12 protein-coding genes are annotated in these 15,725 nt (G+C 71.6%); 3 read left to right on the forward strand and 9 right to left on the reverse strand.

All coding sequences use genetic code 11. The annotated features are described in order from the left end of the window. Nucleotides 1-14: 14 nt before the first annotated feature. Both OHT57_RS41445 and OHT57_RS41450 read right to left on the reverse strand, forming a co-directional pair. The gene (locus OHT57_RS41445; RefSeq protein ID WP_328752097.1) at nucleotides 15-1,571 is read right to left on the reverse strand and encodes a serine/threonine-protein kinase; all 1,557 of its coding nucleotides are present in this window, start codon (nucleotides 1,569-1,571) and stop codon (nucleotides 15-17) included. A 112-nt stretch (nucleotides 1,572-1,683) separates the two neighbouring features. Next, nucleotides 1,684-3,399: an acyltransferase gene (locus OHT57_RS41450; protein WP_328752098.1), complete on the reverse strand. Its 1,716-nt coding sequence runs from the start codon at nucleotides 3,397-3,399 to the stop codon at nucleotides 1,684-1,686. A gap of 133 nt (nucleotides 3,400-3,532) precedes the next feature. On the opposite strand from OHT57_RS41450, the gene OHT57_RS41455 reads away from it, so the two are divergent. Both OHT57_RS41455 and OHT57_RS41460 read left to right on the forward strand, forming a co-directional pair. Then, the gene (locus tag OHT57_RS41455) at nucleotides 3,533-4,195 is read left to right on the forward strand and encodes an NUDIX domain-containing protein (RefSeq protein ID WP_328752099.1); all 663 of its coding nucleotides are present in this window, start codon (nucleotides 3,533-3,535) and stop codon (nucleotides 4,193-4,195) included. A gap of 86 nt (nucleotides 4,196-4,281) precedes the next feature. Next, the gene (locus OHT57_RS41460; protein WP_328752100.1) at nucleotides 4,282-5,265 is read left to right on the forward strand and encodes an aldo/keto reductase; all 984 of its coding nucleotides are present in this window, start codon (nucleotides 4,282-4,284) and stop codon (nucleotides 5,263-5,265) included. Between the two features lie 104 nt (nucleotides 5,266-5,369). Here OHT57_RS41460 and OHT57_RS41465 read toward each other — a convergent pair whose 3' ends face one another. From OHT57_RS41465 to OHT57_RS41480, 4 genes are all read right to left on the reverse strand, one after another. Beyond that, complete coding sequence (locus OHT57_RS41465) at nucleotides 5,370-6,431, reverse strand: iron-siderophore ABC transporter substrate-binding protein (protein WP_328752101.1); 1,062 nt, start codon at nucleotides 6,429-6,431, stop codon at nucleotides 5,370-5,372. Continuing rightward, the gene (locus tag OHT57_RS41470) at nucleotides 6,431-8,260 is read right to left on the reverse strand and encodes an ABC transporter ATP-binding protein (protein ID WP_328752102.1); all 1,830 of its coding nucleotides are present in this window, start codon (nucleotides 8,258-8,260) and stop codon (nucleotides 6,431-6,433) included. Before OHT57_RS41470 ends, OHT57_RS41465 begins: the two co-directional genes overlap by 1 nt. Next, the gene (locus OHT57_RS41475) at nucleotides 8,257-9,954 is read right to left on the reverse strand and encodes an ABC transporter ATP-binding protein (RefSeq protein ID WP_328752103.1); all 1,698 of its coding nucleotides are present in this window, start codon (nucleotides 9,952-9,954) and stop codon (nucleotides 8,257-8,259) included. Before OHT57_RS41475 ends, OHT57_RS41470 begins: the two co-directional genes overlap by 4 nt. Nucleotides 9,955-10,053: 99 nt before the next feature. Continuing rightward, complete coding sequence (locus OHT57_RS41480; protein ID WP_328752104.1) at nucleotides 10,054-11,406, reverse strand: lysine N(6)-hydroxylase/L-ornithine N(5)-oxygenase family protein; 1,353 nt, start codon at nucleotides 11,404-11,406, stop codon at nucleotides 10,054-10,056. 84 nt (nucleotides 11,407-11,490) lie between these two features. Here OHT57_RS41480 and OHT57_RS41485 point away from each other — a divergent pair, with 84 nt between their 5' ends. After that, nucleotides 11,491-12,438, forward strand: a complete 948-nt coding sequence (locus tag OHT57_RS41485; protein WP_328752105.1) for a methionyl-tRNA formyltransferase — start codon at nucleotides 11,491-11,493, stop codon at nucleotides 12,436-12,438. Between the two features lie 102 nt (nucleotides 12,439-12,540). On the opposite strand, the gene OHT57_RS41490 is transcribed toward OHT57_RS41485, so the two are convergent. The 3 genes from OHT57_RS41490 to OHT57_RS41500 are packed head-to-tail and all read right to left on the reverse strand — an operon-like array spanning nucleotide 12,541 to nucleotide 15,582. Next, nucleotides 12,541-13,377 (reverse strand): ABC transporter ATP-binding protein, encoded by an 837-nt coding sequence (locus OHT57_RS41490; RefSeq protein WP_328753477.1) that lies wholly within the window; start codon nucleotides 13,375-13,377, stop codon nucleotides 12,541-12,543. A gap of 58 nt (nucleotides 13,378-13,435) precedes the next feature. Continuing rightward, on the reverse strand, nucleotides 13,436-14,554 hold the full coding sequence (locus tag OHT57_RS41495; RefSeq protein ID WP_328752106.1) for a FecCD family ABC transporter permease: 1,119 nt from the start codon (nucleotides 14,552-14,554) through the stop codon (nucleotides 13,436-13,438). 2 nt (nucleotides 14,555-14,556) lie between these two features. Further along, nucleotides 14,557-15,582: a FecCD family ABC transporter permease gene (locus OHT57_RS41500; RefSeq protein ID WP_328752107.1), complete on the reverse strand. Its 1,026-nt coding sequence runs from the start codon at nucleotides 15,580-15,582 to the stop codon at nucleotides 14,557-14,559. Between the last annotated feature and the right edge of the window lie 143 nt (nucleotides 15,583-15,725).

Genomic DNA, 15,725 nt, shown 5'->3' on the forward strand with positions numbered 1-15,725 from the left:
TGCGGCGGTCCCGGTCAGGGCTGTCGGCCGGTGCCGAAGTTGCTGCCGGTCACCTCGCCGTCCTCCGTGATCGCCGCCGCGACGCACCGGAAGACCCGCAGTCCCTCGGACCACTGGGTGGCGGACGGCGGAATGATGTCCACGTTCCATTCGGCGGCGGCCCTCGCGCCGGCGGCGTTCATGGACCGCTTCCTGACCTGCTGCGAGCACAGCGCCTTGACGTCGGGATGCCTGATGAGGTCCCGTGCGTTGTTCGTCGTCCCGTCCGAGGGCAGCGGGGCGACGGCGAACGTCTCCCACACATGGCTGGTGTGGCAGTCCGCGGCGCTCACGGTGACGCTGCCCGAGATGTCGGTGATGCCGCTCCAGCACTCCGGTGTGAGGACACACCGCCCGCCGACGCCCTCGACCCCGGCGGCGGGGCAGTCCTCCGTGGTCGTCGCCACACCGCCGAAGGCGGCCTTCTTGTCGGAGGCGGCCCGGCCGGAGCCGCCGGACGGGGTCCCGGTCGCCGAGGCAGGGGGCGAGGTGACCGTCTGCCGGTTCTCGTGGACGACCACCGAGACGGACACCGTCACCGAGACCGCCACCGCGGCGAGCCCGGCGACCAGCCACGGCCGCCGCCCCCTCGCCTCACCCACGGTCGGCGCCCCGGACGGCACCGGCGGCACGGTGTCGTGAGCGGCCCGCGGATACGGCGACGCGGGCGCATCCCGGTGTGCGGGGACCGTGCTCACGGTCGGGCCGCCGGCCAGGTCCACCGCGGCCAGGGCGTCGCGCAGCACCGCGGCGTCCTGGATGCGCTGCGCGGGATCCGCCGCCAGGGCGTGCCGCAGCACCTCGTTCAGCGGGTGCGGTACCCCGGGCAGGTCGGGGTAGGGCCAGGTGTGCCGCACGATCAGTTCGGCGAGGCTGAGCTGGCCGCCGTCCTGGGGGTAGTGGGGCGGGCGGCCGAGCAGGAGGGCGTAGACCGTCGCCGCGAGCGCGTACACGTCGCCGGCGGTTGAGGGTTCGGCCAGGTGGAACGCCTCCGGCGGTGCGTAGGCGGGGGTGAGGGCCTCTCGGGTGACCGACAGTTCGCGGTCGGGCCGGGGCATGGCCGCGAGCCCGAAGTCGGCCAGGGCGACACCGCCGTACCGGTTGACCAGGATGTTGCCGGGCTTGATGTCACGGTGCAGCACGCCGGCGGCATGGGCCGCGGCGACCGCGTCGGCTATGCCCACGCCGATGTCCCGTGCCTCCTTGAGGGGCAGCGGGCCGTGCCGGTGGAGGCGGTCGCCCAGGGAGCCGCCCGGGCACAGCTCCAGCACCATGTAGGGGCGGTTGTCGGCGAGCACCCCGGCGTCGTACACCGGGACCACGTGCGGGTGTCCGGACAGCTGCCCGGCCGCGGTGACCTCCCGCAGGAATCGCTGCCGGTCCCGGGGTGAGGCCAGCACCCTGCTGTCGACCTTGAGCGCCACCTCCCGGCCCACGGCGAGCTGCTGCGCCCGGTACACCGTGGCGAAACCGCCCTGGCCCAGGGCTTCCTGGATCGTGTACCCCGACAGTTCCACGTCGTCGAACCGCATCGTGCCGTCAGCCCCCAGCGCAGACCACCCGCGGCAGAACATCCGCCCGGGGACGGCGCAGACTCTAACCCAGGGCTCCGACAGCGGTGCGAATTGCCCATGAGTGCGGGGGTCAGGTGTCCCGGGGGGCCGGTTCGGGACGGTGGATGCCGCGCGGGCGGTAGCCGAGTTCGTCGGAGCGGCCCAGCAGGTCGGCGAGGTACCAGGCGATGGCCAGCCACATCTCCGTGCCTTGGAGCCCGGGCTCGGGTCCCGGGCCGGCGGCGCCCGGGCCGAACGCGAAGCCCTGGCCGTCCTGCCAGCGCGGCACGGCCAGGGCCAGTTGCCGCTCGGCCCAGGCGCGGATCTCGCCCGAGCGGTAGCCGTCGGTGCCCCGGCCGAGCTGTCGCGTGCTCAGCCACAGGGGATGGGCGACGTCGAGCACGTTGCAGGCGTTCTCCCGTCCCGGCCCGAAGTGCCGCGCGTCGCGCGCATGGTCCAGGACCGCGTCCACGACCCGCTCCGGATAAGGCACCGGAAGCCCGAACTGGGCGAACGAGCCCCGCGTCAGCCGGTAGTAGCCGTTGACCACCTGGAGCCTGCCGGCCTCCGCCGAGGGGCTGCCCCACATCCCGGTCCACGGGTCGGCCCGGGTCAGCAGCCAGCCGAACAGCGTCTCCGGCGTCGCGTCGCCGCCGTGCCCCTGCCGCCGGTTCCAATGAGCCGCGGTGGCCCAGGAGTCGACCCACGCCCCGGCGCCCCACGCACCCGTGTCCCACGGCAACGCGTCCAGCCGTGCCACGAGTTGACGTGCCGTCATATCTCTTACGCCGGACACCGGGTGGGGGAGTCCGGCGCCCAGCAGGTCGAGGGCGTAGCCGGCGCACAGTACGTGATAGAGCGCCGCCCCCGCGTCGACGAAGCCGTCCGTGTCCGTGACGGGCGAAGGCTCGCCGAACTCCGGCACGAGACCGCTCGTCGGATCCTGGAGTCCGCTCAGCCGCTCGATGTGCTCGCCCGCGGACAACTGCTCCGGCACGGTCCCGAGCAGCAGGTCGGCGATCTCCACGGCGTCGCAGTGCGCCCGCACGGTGGGGGCGGCGCCGGGCCGGTCGACGTACCGCTCGCCGTCCCAGCAACGGTCGACGAGCTCCGCGGCCCGGGCGCGGGCGGCGTCGGCGAAGGCGGCCAGGGTGCTGGGGCGGGAGCTGGTCACCGGGCGAGCCGTGGACGTACGGCGGCCCTCCGTGTCCGCTGCGCCTTCGGAGACCGCCGCCTTCGTGTCCCGCCGGTCGCGCAGCACCCGCGCCGGATTCCCCGCGGCCACCGACCAGGCCGGGAGATCCCTCGTGACCACGGCACCCGCCCCGACGACACAGTGGTCACCGATGCGTACGCCGTCCACGACGACCACGTGCGAGCCGATCCACACGTCGTCGCCGACCCGGATGCCCCGGCTGGTGAGCGGTTGCCGGTGGACGGGCCGGTCGGGAGCCATGGAGTGGTTGAATCCGAGCAGCGAGGTATGGGCGCCGATACGGACGCCGTCGCCCAGTACGACGTTCCCGCGCACCGTGGTGAACGGGTTGAGCGTGCAGTGCGAGCCGGTGCTCAGCTCCCCGGTGACGTAGGCGTGCGCGGCGATGTACGAGTCGGTGCCGAGCCGCAGCCGGTCCGGGAAGACCGCAGCGGACCCGGCGACGTAGCACCGTTCACTGATCTCGGTGTCGCCGCCGATGCCCCGCTGCGTCTTGCGCTGCGCGGCGCGCTGTTCCTCGGTGGCCTCCTCGGCGAAGAGCCAGGGGCAGTGGTCGAAGTGCCGTGCGGACGGCTGCCGGCGATGATCCATACCCGCACGCTAAGCAGCGCGGGGCCGGCAGGGGAAGAGGTGCCCCCCGCGACGCGGCCGGCTCCGAAGTGGTAGAAGCGGTCATGACCAACTCGCACCACTCCCGCTTCTCCCTCCGCCCGGCCGGTGCCCGATGACCGAGGGCGTCGACACCCCCGACCGCCGCGGCCGCACCGGACTCGACCGCACCGGCCTGGACCTGACGGGGAACCCGCGCGTCAAGGTCCGGGACGTGAAACTGCTGTCCAGCCACTGGTACGTCGAGCGGGCCACGACCTTCGACCTCCAGCGCGCCGACGGCACCTGGAGCACCCAGCAGCGCGAGACCCACGACCGCGGCAACGGCGCCACCATGCTGCTGTACGACGCGGACCGCGAAACCGTGCTGCTCACCCGCCAGTTCCGCTTCCCGGTGTATGTCAACGGACACCCGGACGGACTGTTGATCGAGGCCCCCGGCGGCCTGCTCGACGACGATGACGAGCACCCCGAGATCGCCGTACGGCGTGAGGTGGTCGAGGAGACCGGACACACCATCGGCGAGGTCCGGCACGTCTTCGACGTCTACATGAGCCCCGGTTCGGTCACCGAGCGGGTCAGCTTCTACGCCGCCGAGTACGCCCCCTCGACCCGCACCCACGAGGGAGGCGGCCTCGACGAGGAGGGCGAGGACATCGAGATCCTCGAACTGCCCTTCCGCAGAGCCCTGGAGATGATCCGCAACGGGGAGATCGCCGACGCCAAGACCATCATGCTGCTCCAATGGGCCGCGTTGGACGGCCCGTTCGCCAAGTGAGCGCGCGGGGCCTTGACTTGAAGTGCGCTTCAAGATGAAGACTCCCGTGTGGGCCCCGAAGCAGGGTCCACACGGGAGGAACCATCATGAAGTACCGCACCATCGGCACCGATCCGGCGACCCGCCGCGAGGTCAGTGTCCTCGCCCTCGGCGCGATGCTGTTCGGCTCACGGACCGACGAGAAGACCGCCTTCGCCGTCCTCGACCGCTATGTCGAGGCCGGCGGCACCTTCATCGACACGTCCGACAACTACGCCTTCTGGGAGGACGGCGGCCAGGGCGGCCAGAGCGAGGAACTGCTCGGCCGGTGGCGGCGCAGCCGCGGCATCGGCGACGAGATCGTCATCGCCACGAAGCTGGGAGCCCGCCCCCTGGCCCCCGGCACGAGCTACGTCGACAACGCGGAGGGCCTGTCGGCGAAGGTGATCCGCGAGTCCGCGGAACGCAGCCGCGAACGCCTGGGCGTGGCGAGGCTGGACCTGCTCTACGCGCACATCGAGGACCACGGCGTCCCGCTGCAGGAGACGGTGGAGGGATTCGCGGAGCTGGTGGCCGAGGGCACCGTCGGCATGCTGGGGGCGAGCAACCACGCGATCTGGCGGGTCGAACGGGCCCGTGCGCTCGCCGCCGCGGCCGGCCTCCCCGGCTACGAGATCCTCCAGTACGCGCACAGCCATCTGCGGCCCCGCACCGACATCCCCGACGCTCTGTTCCCCGACGGCAGCCTCGGCCACGCGGGCGCGGACCTGCTGAGCTATCTGCGGGCCGAACCTGGGCTGACCCTCGTCGCCTACTCACCGCTGCTGAAGGGCGCCTACACCCATCAGGACCGGCTGCCCCCGGACTTCGACCACCCGGGCACCCCGGCCCGCCTGAAGGTCCTCGGTGAGGTGGCGAAGGAGACCGGCGCGACCGTCAACCAGGTCGTGCTGTCCTGGCAGATCGGCGCCGACCTCCCGATCGTCCCCCTGGTCGGCATGTCGTCCTTGGCGCAGCTGGACGAGAACCTGGCCGCCGTCGACCTGGAACTGACGCGCGAGCAGCGGGACCGACTGGACGCGGCCCACTGAGCCCGCCGCCCCTCGGAGGCGGTGGCGTCGATTGGCCGGGCGACACCTGCACAGGTGTGGCCCGGCCGGTGACTCCGGCCGGGCCACACCTGTATGACGGAACGTCAGCCGGTCGGCTCGGTCACCTTGGTGTCCGTCTTGCCGTCGACGGCCGCCTGCAGCTGCGGGACGAGCCGCTCCAGCATGTACGGCAGGCTCAGCACCGACACGAACGACACGGAGTTGCCGTAGTCGCTGCTCTCCTTGACGAAGACCTCACGGTCCTCCTTGGCCACCTTCAGGTCGGCATACAGCGGGTCCTTGCGGAGCGTCGCCTTGTCCTTGGTGGTGTCGGAGACGATCCACACGATCGCATCCGTGTTCAGGAGGTCGGTGCGCTCCTTGCTGATGTTGGCGCCGAACTTGTCACCGATGACCTTGTCCAGGTCGGCGGGCAGCTTGAAGCCGAGGTCCGTGAGGATGCGGGAGCGCGGGTCCTGGCTGCCGAAGACGAAGGTGCCCTCGTACGGGGTCGCCATCAGGCCGGTCGCACCGGCGAACTCGGGGTGCTCGGCCGCCGCCTTCTTGAAGTCGCCCTCGACACCGGAGACCAGCTCCTTCGCCTTGGTCTCCTGGCCGAGCGCCTTGCCGATGATCTCGGTCTGGTCCTGCCACGGCACGCCGTAGTCGTTGTACTCCTTCGGCTGGGCCACCACCGGGGCGAACTTCGACAGCGTGTCGTACTGCGCCTTCGTCAGACCGCCGTAGACCGCGAGGATCAGGTCGGGCCTGAGCGCGGCGATCTTCTCGGTCTGCGGGCCGGTGCCGGTGTCCTTGAGAACGGTCGGCGCCGCCGCACTGCCCAGCTTGTCCGCCGCCCACGGGCCGATCGCGCCCTTGTAGCCGCCCAGCCACTCGGTCGTACCGACCGGCACCTTGCCCAGTGCGAGCACGGCGTCCTGGTCGGTCAGACCGACCGTGACGATCCGCTTGGGCTCGGACTTGATGGTGGTGCTGCCGTACTTGTGCGAAAGGGTCACCGGGAAGGCGGAGTCGGCGGACGCGCCGGCGGCGGGGGCCGTCGTGTCGGAGTCGTCGTCGGAGCCGCAGGCGGCGGCGGTGCCGAAGAGGAGGAGTACGGAGGTGAGCGCCGCGGCGAGCCGAGTGCCTCTGGGAGAGCCGAACATCAGTGGTCCTTCACGGTGGTGGTTGTGTCGGTGCTGGGACGCGTGGGGGGCTTCTCGGCCGGCGTACGGGTACCGGACCAGGCCTGCCAGAGCAGGGCGTAGGTGCCGGCCGCCGCGCACAGCTCGTCATGGGTGCCGCTCTCCACGATCCGGCCGCCGTCCATGACGACGATCCGGTCCGCGTCCGCGGCCTGGGTGAGACGGTGGGCGACCACGAGGGCGGTGCGGTCCTCGATCGCCCGGTCGGCCGCCCTCTCCAGCAGCCGCGCTCCGGTACTGCCGGCCTCGGCCGTCGCCTCGTCCAGCACGGCGACCTGCGGATCCGCCAGCACCAGCCGGGCCAGGGCGAGTTGCTGCACCTGGGCGGCGGTGAGCCGGTGCCCGCCCTCGCCGACGACGGTGTCCAGACCCTCCGGCAGCGCGGACACCCAGTCCAGCGCGTCCACTTCGGCCAGGGCCGTACGCAGGGCCTCGTCGTCCGCGTCGGCGCGCGCGAGCCGCAGATCGTCGGCGAGGGGGCCCGCGAAGACGTGCGTCTCCTGGGTGACCAGGGCAACGGGCAGGCTGCCAGGGGTCGTCGGCACTCCGGTGAGGCGGACCGTGCCCGAGGTCGGCTGGTGCACCCCCGCGATGAGCTTGGCGAGTGTCGTCTTGCCCGCGCCGCTCGGCCCGACCAGCGCGACCCGCTCCCCGGCGGCCAGCGTGAGATGCACGTCCCGCAGGACGGGACGCCCCGGCTCGTACTCGTGGTGGACCCCGGTCACGGTCACCGTGGCGCCCTCACGGTGCGGTGCGGTGGGCGCCGGGGGAGCCCCCTCCGGGGCCGGTACGTCCACGACGCCGACCAGTCGGGCCAGCGCCGCCGTCGCCGACTGGGCGTCGTCGAGCAGGGCGAGGGCCTGGTTGACCGGGCCGAAGAGGCTGTGGAAGTAGAGCGCGGCGGTCGTGGCCGTACCGATGGACACCGAGTCGGCGCGCACCAGCAGGACCCCGGTGACCAGGACGGCGGCCAGACCGGTGTACTCGGCGATGTGCAGCCGGTTGTAGAAGTCCAGCACCAGCCGCACGCCCCGCATGGTCAATGTGACGGCGGCGGACGACCGGCGGGTGACCGACTCGGTGTGCGGTCCCTCCAGCCGGAACGCCCGTACGGTCCCGGCGCCCGCGATGGTGTCCAGGAGCTGCTGCTGCTGGGCGCCCATGGCGATGCGCTGCTCCGCGTACAGGGGCACCGCGTGGCGTACATACCACCGCGCGGTGCCCGCCTGGATGGGCACCGCGAGGAGCGCGGCCAGCAGGAAGCGCCAGTCCAGGGCGGCCAGTGCGACAAAGGTCAGCACGATGGCGAGCAGGGAGCGGGCCAGCTCGGGCAGCGCGCCCCGCACCGCCTCGCCGACCACCGAGACATCCCGGGTGACCCGGGCGTTGAGGTCGCCCGAACCGGCCTTCTCGACCTGCTCCAGGGGCAGTTGCAGCGCCCGCTCGACGAACCGCTCGCGCAGCTGGGCCAGTACGGTCTCGCCGAGCCGGGACACCAGGGAGAGTCCGAGCGCGGTGGTGCCGCCCTGGGCGAGTGCGACCAGGACCAGGAGGACCACGGGCAGGGTGAGTTCGTCCGGTGGGCGGTGGTCGGCGACCAGGTCCACCATCCGGCCCAGCAACGGCTGGACGAGGAGTCCGACCGCGGTCGCGGCGACCATCACGGCGAAGGCGCCGACGGCGAGCGGGCGGTGCGGGCGGACGAGTTCGCCGACCGCGGCACGGGTGCGCCGGGGAGTCGCCGTGGGCAGCAACTCCCTTGTCGTACCAGGGAGGTCCTGGCCGCTCATGACAGCACCGCCGCTCGGTAGGTCTCATGACGGTGGATCAGGTCGGCGTGCGGGGCCGTCTCGGTCACCCGACCGTCCTCCAGCAGGACGACCCGGTCGGTCACCGACAGCAGTGCGGGACTGTTGGTCACCAGCACCGTCGTGCGGCCCTTGCGGATCTCCCGGACTCCGCCTGCGATGCCCGCCTCGGTCACCGCGTCGACGGCGGTGGTCGGGTCGTGGACGACGAGGACGGGCCGCTCGGCCGCCAACGCCCGGGCCAGTGCGACGCGTTGACGCTGCCCGCCGGAGAGGGAACGGCCCTGCTCACTCACGGCCGTGTTCTCGCCGTCCGGCAGGGTCTGGGCGACCTGGGTCACTCCGGCCGCCGTCATCGCGGCTTCCGGGTCGGCCGCGTCGGGGGCGGCTGCCGTGACGTTGGTCCGGACGGTGCCCTCGAAAAGGTCCGCGTCGTGCTCGGCCACCAGGAGCGCGGTGCGCAGTTCGGCCGGGTCCAGGTCCCGCAGCGGTACGCCGTCCAGTTCGACGGTGCCCGCCTCCGGGTCGGACTGCCGGGCCAGACAGCGCAGCAGGTCGGTGGCGTGCGCGGGGTCGGTCGAGACCACGCCGAGCAGCTCGCCCGGCGCGATGTCGAGGTCGAGGCCCCGGAGCCCGCCGAGGCGGACGCCGGTGAGACGGACGGCGCCGCGTACCGGTTCGGTGAGGGTCGCCGTGCCCGGGGTGACGGCGGGCGGGGCGGAGAGGACCTCCGCGACGCGGGTGGCCGAGGCGCGGCCCTGGGCCAGCTCGGCGTTGACCCACGCGAGGACCTCCAGCGGGCCGAGGAGGAAGAGCGCGAGGCCGACCGCCGACACCAACTGGCCCAGACTGATGTCCCCTTGAGCCGCGAGCCGGCCCCCGACCAGTGCCACGGCGGCGATCAGACAGCCGGTGAGGGAGAGCACCATGCCGCTCTGGAAAGCCTGCGCCCGGGCCGCCTTCAAGGTGGCCCGGAGGGAGTCGCGGCTGGTCGTGCGGTACCGGCCCAGGGCGGTCGACTCGCCGCCGATGCCCTTGAGGACGCGCAGACCGGCCACGAGGTCGGCGGCGACGGCCGAGGCGTGCGCGGCCCGTTCCTGTTCGGCCTCGCTGCGCGACTCCAGCGGCTTGCTCAGCAGATGGCCCAGCCACAGCAGCACCGGCGTGCCGAGCAGCACGACCAGGCCGAGCGTGACGGACATCCGGAGCAGCACGACCGCGCTGACGACAACACCGGCGAGGGCCGAAATACCGGCCGTGGCGGCCATGTTGACGGCGCCGACGCGTTTGGCGTCCTCGGTGGCGATGTTGGCGAGGGCGCCGGGCAGCCGGCCCTCCTCGGCGCCGCCCCCGGGTGCCAGGACCCGGCGTACGAGAGAGATACGCAGGGTGTGTTCGGCCTGGGCGGCGGCCCGGTCGGCGGACCAGGCGCTGTAACGCCAGCTGAGCGCGAGAGCGACGTAGACGACGGCGAGGACGGCCAGCCAGCTCAGCAGGGAGCCGGTGTCGGAATCCGTGACGGCGCGGTCGATGACCAGACCTATCAGGACCGGCACCATCGCCTCGCCCAGTTGGTGGCCGGAGCCGAGGAGCGCGCCGAGGACGACGTCACGACGCTGCCCTCGGACCGTCTGTCGCAGGACGTCCCGCCCCGACAGCTGTGAAGGACTACTCACCCGCACCCCTCCGGGGATCGGACTTCGGCCTGAACCAGCAAGGCCTGCCCAATGCGCGTACGTGACCTTGGGCAGGCCTAAAACTTAGGTGAGGCTACTCTAACTAGGAACCGGTTGCCCAGCGCTCACACCCTCCTCGCTCGTGCGCCGGAGGAGCAGGGAGTCGAGGATTTCTCCCGAGCGCACGGCGGTCGTCGACAGCAGGGTCGAGGTCAGGCCGTGCGTGTGCTCGGTCGCGCCCTGGAGGTAGATGCCGGCGGTGACCTCGGGCGAGAGCTCGACCCGGTGGTCCCGGCCGACGCGTACGGCGTCGTTGTCGTCCCGCAGACAGAGTTTGGCGGCTCTGCCCAGCATGGTGTCGAGGTCGCGGGGGCGGTAGCCGGTGGCGTGCACGAGCACGTCGCAGGTGAGCACCTCCCGTTCTCCGGTGGGGAGATACTCGACGGTCACGTCCAGCCGGTCGTCCAGCTGCTCGACGTCCCGGATGCGGGACACGTTGCGCATCCGCAGCCGCTCGTGGCCCTGGACCTTCTCGCGGTACATGGTGGCGTACAGCGTCTCGATCAGATCCATGTCCACCACCGAGTAGTTGGTGGAGCGGTGGTAGTCGTGCAGGGACTGCTTCACCTCCGGCCGCGACCGGAAGTAGACGTCCACGGCCTCCGGGTCGAAGATCCGGTTGGCGAACGGGCTGTCGTCGGCGGGCGTGTAGCCGTACTTGGCGAACACCGCGCAGACCTCGGTGTCGGGGAAGGAACGGTGCAGGTAGTCGACCGCCTCGGCGCCGCTCTGGCCCGCGCCGAGCACGAGGATGCGGTCCACGGAGGCACCCGTGCCGGTCAGTTCGCGGGTGCGCGGGACCAGTTCGCTGTTGTGCCAGATGCGGTCCGACAGGGCGGTACCCGGCGGGACGTGCGGTTCGAGGCCGACGGCCACCGAGATGTTGCGGGCCCGGCGTACCACCGTGCGCCCCGGCTCGCCGGGTACGCGGCTGACCACGTCGAACCAGCGGACCTCGCCGGTCTCGGTCAGTACGGGCTCCACGGACACGACCTCCGCGTCGTACGTGACCTGGTCCGCGACCCGGGACGCCGCCCACTCGAAGTACTCGTGGAACTCGATCCGCAGCGGGAAGAGGGTCTTCGCGTTGAGGAAGTCCACCAGCCGGCCGCGGTCCCGCAGGAAACACAGGAAGCTGAAATCGCTGGTGGGATTGCGCATGGTGACCAGGTCCTTGAGAAAGGACACCTGCATGGTCGCGTCGTCGATGAGCATGCCGCGGTGCCAGCCGAACCGCGGCTGGCGCTCCAGGAACTCGGCGTGAATGTGCTCCTCGGGCGCGGCTTGTGCGTTGTGTTCGGCGATGGCTATGGCCAGCGCCAGATTCGACGGGCCAAACCCAATACCGAGCACGTCATGGACGGCGTCCGGTTCGTCGTGCAGTGCGTTCACCGCAACTTCCCTTCCCCTAGGCGCCCTGATGGTAAATAAGGTTAGCCTTACCTTGCAATGGTGTGTCCTACGGAAGGATCGGCTATGCGGGTCGTCATGTTCGGCTATCAGACCTGGGGGCATCGGACCCTCCAGGCTTTGCTGGACTCCGGTCACGAGGTGGTCATGGCAGTCACCCACCCCAAGAGCGATCACGTGTACGAGAAGATCTGGGACGACTCGGTGGCCGACCTCGCCGAGAAGCACGGCATCCCGGTACTGCTGAGGAATCGCCCGGACGATCCCGAACTCCTCGGTGCGCTAAGGGAGTTGGAGCCTGATCTGATCGTCGCCAACAACTGGCGCACCGTGCTGCCCCCCGAGGTCTTCGACCTCCCGGAGCACGGCACGCTCAACATCCACGACTCGCTGCTCCCGGCGTACGCGGGCTTCTCGCCGCTGATCTGGGCGCTCCTCAACGGCGAACGGGAGGTCGGTGTCACCGCACACCGTATGAACGCGGAGTTGGATGCCGGTGACGTGCTGTTGCAACGGGCCGTACCGGTGGGGGCCCGTGACACGGTGACAGACCTCTTCCATCGCACTGTGGACTTGATCACACCGGTGGTCCACGAGTCCCTCGCGCTCATCGCGTCGGGCCGCGCGCAGTGGATCCCGCAGGACCGCAGCAGGGCGAGCTTCTTCCACAAGCGGTCGCTGGAGGACAGCCGCATCGACTGGAGTTGGCCCGCCGAGGCGCTGGAGCGACTGATCCGCGCTCAGTCGGACCCGTATCCGAACGCCTTCACTCATCACAAGGGCCGGCGGATACGCATCGTCGAGGCCGCGGTCTCGGAGGGCTGCTACGGCGGCACCCCGGGCCGGATCTTCATCCGCGAGGGCGACGGGATCGTGGTGGTCGCGGGGGCGGAGGCGCGGAACGGGCGGCTGCGGGGGCTGTTGGTGAAGCGGGTGCGGACGGAGGACGGGGCGGAGGTCGCGGCGACGGAGTACTTCCGCACGATGGGCGGATATCTGACGGGGCACCCCTAGCGGTGTGCTCGCCCCCGCCGCCCCTCCCCGTCCCTGGGGGCTGACATCGGGGGCGCAGCCCCCAGGGACGGGACGGGTAGGGGCGGCGGGGGCGAGGAAAACCTACCGGTCCCGGTGGTGGCGGCCCATCGGGATCACCATCGGGGTGTTGCTGACCGGATCCAGGGTGATGCGGCAGGTCAGGTCGAAGACATCCTCGACCGTCTCCTCCGTGATCACCTCCGCCGGCGAACCCTCCGCCACAATCCGCCCCGACTTCATCGCGACCACGTGATCGGCGTACCGGCAGGCCTGGTTGAGGTCGTGCAGGACCATCACCACCGTGCGGTTCTCACGGCGGTTGAGGTCCGTGATCAGGTCCAGCACGTCGATCTGGTGGGCGAGGTCGAGATACGTCGTCGGCTCGTCCAGGAGCAGCACGGGCGTGCCCTGCGCGACCGCCATCGCGATCCACGCACGCTGCCGCTGCCCACCGGACAACTCGTCCACCGGCCGATCCGCCAGGTCGGTCATGTCGGTCGCGGCCAACGCCCCGTGCACGGCCTGCTCGTCCGCCTTCGACCACTGCCGCCACCAGGTCTGGTGCGGTGAACGACCCCGGTTCACCAGGTCGATGACCGTCAACCCCTCCGGCGCCGTGGGGCTTTGGGGCAGGATGCCGAGCCGCTGCGCCAACTCCCGCGTGGGGATGGACTGGAGGGCACGCCCGTCCAACTGGACCGCGCCCTCTCGGGGCGTCAGCAGCCGGGCCAGGGCACGCAACAGCGTCGACTTCCCGCACGCGTTGGCGCCGACGATCGCGGTGATCCGGCCCGGCGGCACGGCCAGGTCGAGGCCGTCCACGACCACCCGGTTGTCGTACGACAGACGCAGGCCCGTCGCCCTCAGCTCCGGGTCGGGAACCGGGTCCCCGGGAGTGGGCAGGGGATCGACCGGCATGGCCTCGGCCGCCGTGGACAGCGCGTCAGCCGGCATCGTGGGGTCCGTCGACATGGGATCAGCCTCCTGAACCCGCGCGGTTGGCGCGGATGAGCAGCCAGAGCAGGATGGGCGCGCCGAGCACGCCGGTGACGATTCCGACCGGCAGTTCCGTGCCGGAGATGAGCGTGCGGGCGATGAGGTCGCTGCCCAGGACCATCAGCGCCCCGGTCAGTCCCGAGGTCAGCGTGGGCGGCCAGGCGGTGCGGGCGAGCCGCTGGGCGATCTGCGGGGCGGCCAGCGCCACGAAGGCGACCGGTCCGGCGGCTGCCGTCGCGAAGGCGATCAGGCCGACGCCGGAGAGCAGGACCGCCAGGCGTACGGGCTGGACGCGGGTGCCGAGGCCGGTCGCCACGTCGTCGCCGAGTTGGAGTGTGCGCAGCAGCCGGCCGAGCAGCAGTGCCGTCGGCAGCAGGACGGCCAGGGAGATCGCGAGCGGTCCGACCTCCGACCAGGTGCGGCCGTTGAGGTTGCCGACCAGCCAGCCCGTCGCGGCCTGGGCCTCGAACCGGCCGCCCCTGGCGACCAGGTAGTCGGTGGCGCTCGTGCAGATCCAGGCGACGCCGATGCCGACCAGGATGATCCGGTAGCCGGTGGTGCCGCGCCGCCAGGCCAGTACGTACACGATGACGGCCGAGGCCAGCGCGCCGAGCAGGCCGAGCGCCTGGGTGCCGAGGCCGCCGTCCCAGCCCAGGACGATGCCCGCGACCACGAACAGTCCCGCGCCCTGGGTGAGGCCGATCATGTCGGGGCTGGCCAGCGGATTGCGGGTCATGGTCTGGAAGAGCCCGCCGGACGCCCCGAACGCGATCCCGGCCAGCAGCCCCACCAGGGAGCGCGGCAGCCGCAGTTCCTGGACGACGAGCACGGTGCCGGGGTCGCCGGAGCCGGCCAGGGCCCGTACGACGTCGGTGAGGGCGATCGGGTAGTCGCCGATCGTCAGGCTCCAGCAGAAGAGCAGGAAGGCGCCCACGGCGAGCAGCACACCGACCGTCACCAGGCGGGGGCGGAGGATCCCGGAGACCGGGGGTGCCGTCAGACGGAAGGCGCGCCGGCCCCGAAGGGACGGGGTGGCGGGCGCCGGAGTGGCCGTGGGGTCGGCGGAGTCCGTGAGGCCGGTGGTCCTGGGATTCGTCATGCTCACACCTCCGCCAGTTTCCGGTGCCGCACCAGGGCGATGAAGAAGGGCCCGCCGATGAAGGCGACGATCACTCCGGCCTGGACCTCGATGGGCCGGGCGATCAGGCGCCCGATGATGTCGGCGCTGAGCAGCAGGATCGGCGCGAGGACGGCGGACAGCGGCAGCAGCCAGCGCTGGTCGGGGCCGATGCCCGCCAACTGGGCCAGCACCCGGGCGACATGGGGTACCACGAGTCCGATGAAGACGACCGGGCCGATGACCGCGACGGCGGCGCCGGTCAGCAGGGTGACCGCTGCCACGCCCTGGAGCCGGACCAGGCCGAGGCGGCGGCCGAGCGAGGCGGCCACGTCGTCGCCGAGGGCCATGCTGTTGAGCGCGGGCGCACTGGCGAGGGCCAGCACCGCGCCGACGGCGAGGAACGGCAGAATCCGTAGCACGGTCTCGCCGTCCTGGTCGGACATCGAACCGGCCGACCAGAAGCGGTAGCGGTCCAGGGCGTCGGGGTCGGTCAGCACGATCGCGCTGGTCAGGGACGAGAGGAAGGAGGTCACCGCGATGCCGGAGAGCGCGAGTTTGACCGGGGTGAGCCCGGAGCGCCCGAGCCTGCCCAGCAGGTACACGACGACGCTGGCCACCATCGCACCCGCGAACGCGAACCACACGTATCCGTAGAACGAAGCGATGTCGAACACCCCGACGGCCACCACGATCGCGAACGAAGCGCCCGCGCTCACCCCGAGGATCCCAGGGTCCGCGAGCGGATTGCGGGTCAGCGCCTGCATGAGCGCGCCCGACAGCCCGAGCGCCGCTCCGGCCGTCAGCCCGAGCGCCGTCCGAGGTACCCGGGCCGACCAGATGACGTTGTCGACGAACCGGCTGGACGCGTCGCCGAGCAGTGCCCGCACCACCTGATCGGGCGGAATGCCGGCCGCGCCGACGGCTAGTGACAGAAGGCACAGTCCGAGCAGGACGGCGCCCAGCGCCGCCACCAGCAGAGCGGGGCGAACCCTTCTGCCCCGCGTCACCGTCCGGTCTCCAACGGGTAACTCCCTTAGGTTAGGCAGGCCTTAATAGTAGAGGTGAGAAGCAGGTCCGCCGGAACTGGGGTCTTTTGGTTAGGCAATGCTTACCTTAGTATGGCCCGCGGTCCTCCGGCTGAGCCGGTCCG

This window comes from Streptomyces sp. NBC_00285 (assembly GCF_036174265.1).
Lineage (GTDB): Bacteria > Actinomycetota > Actinomycetes > Streptomycetales > Streptomycetaceae > Streptomyces.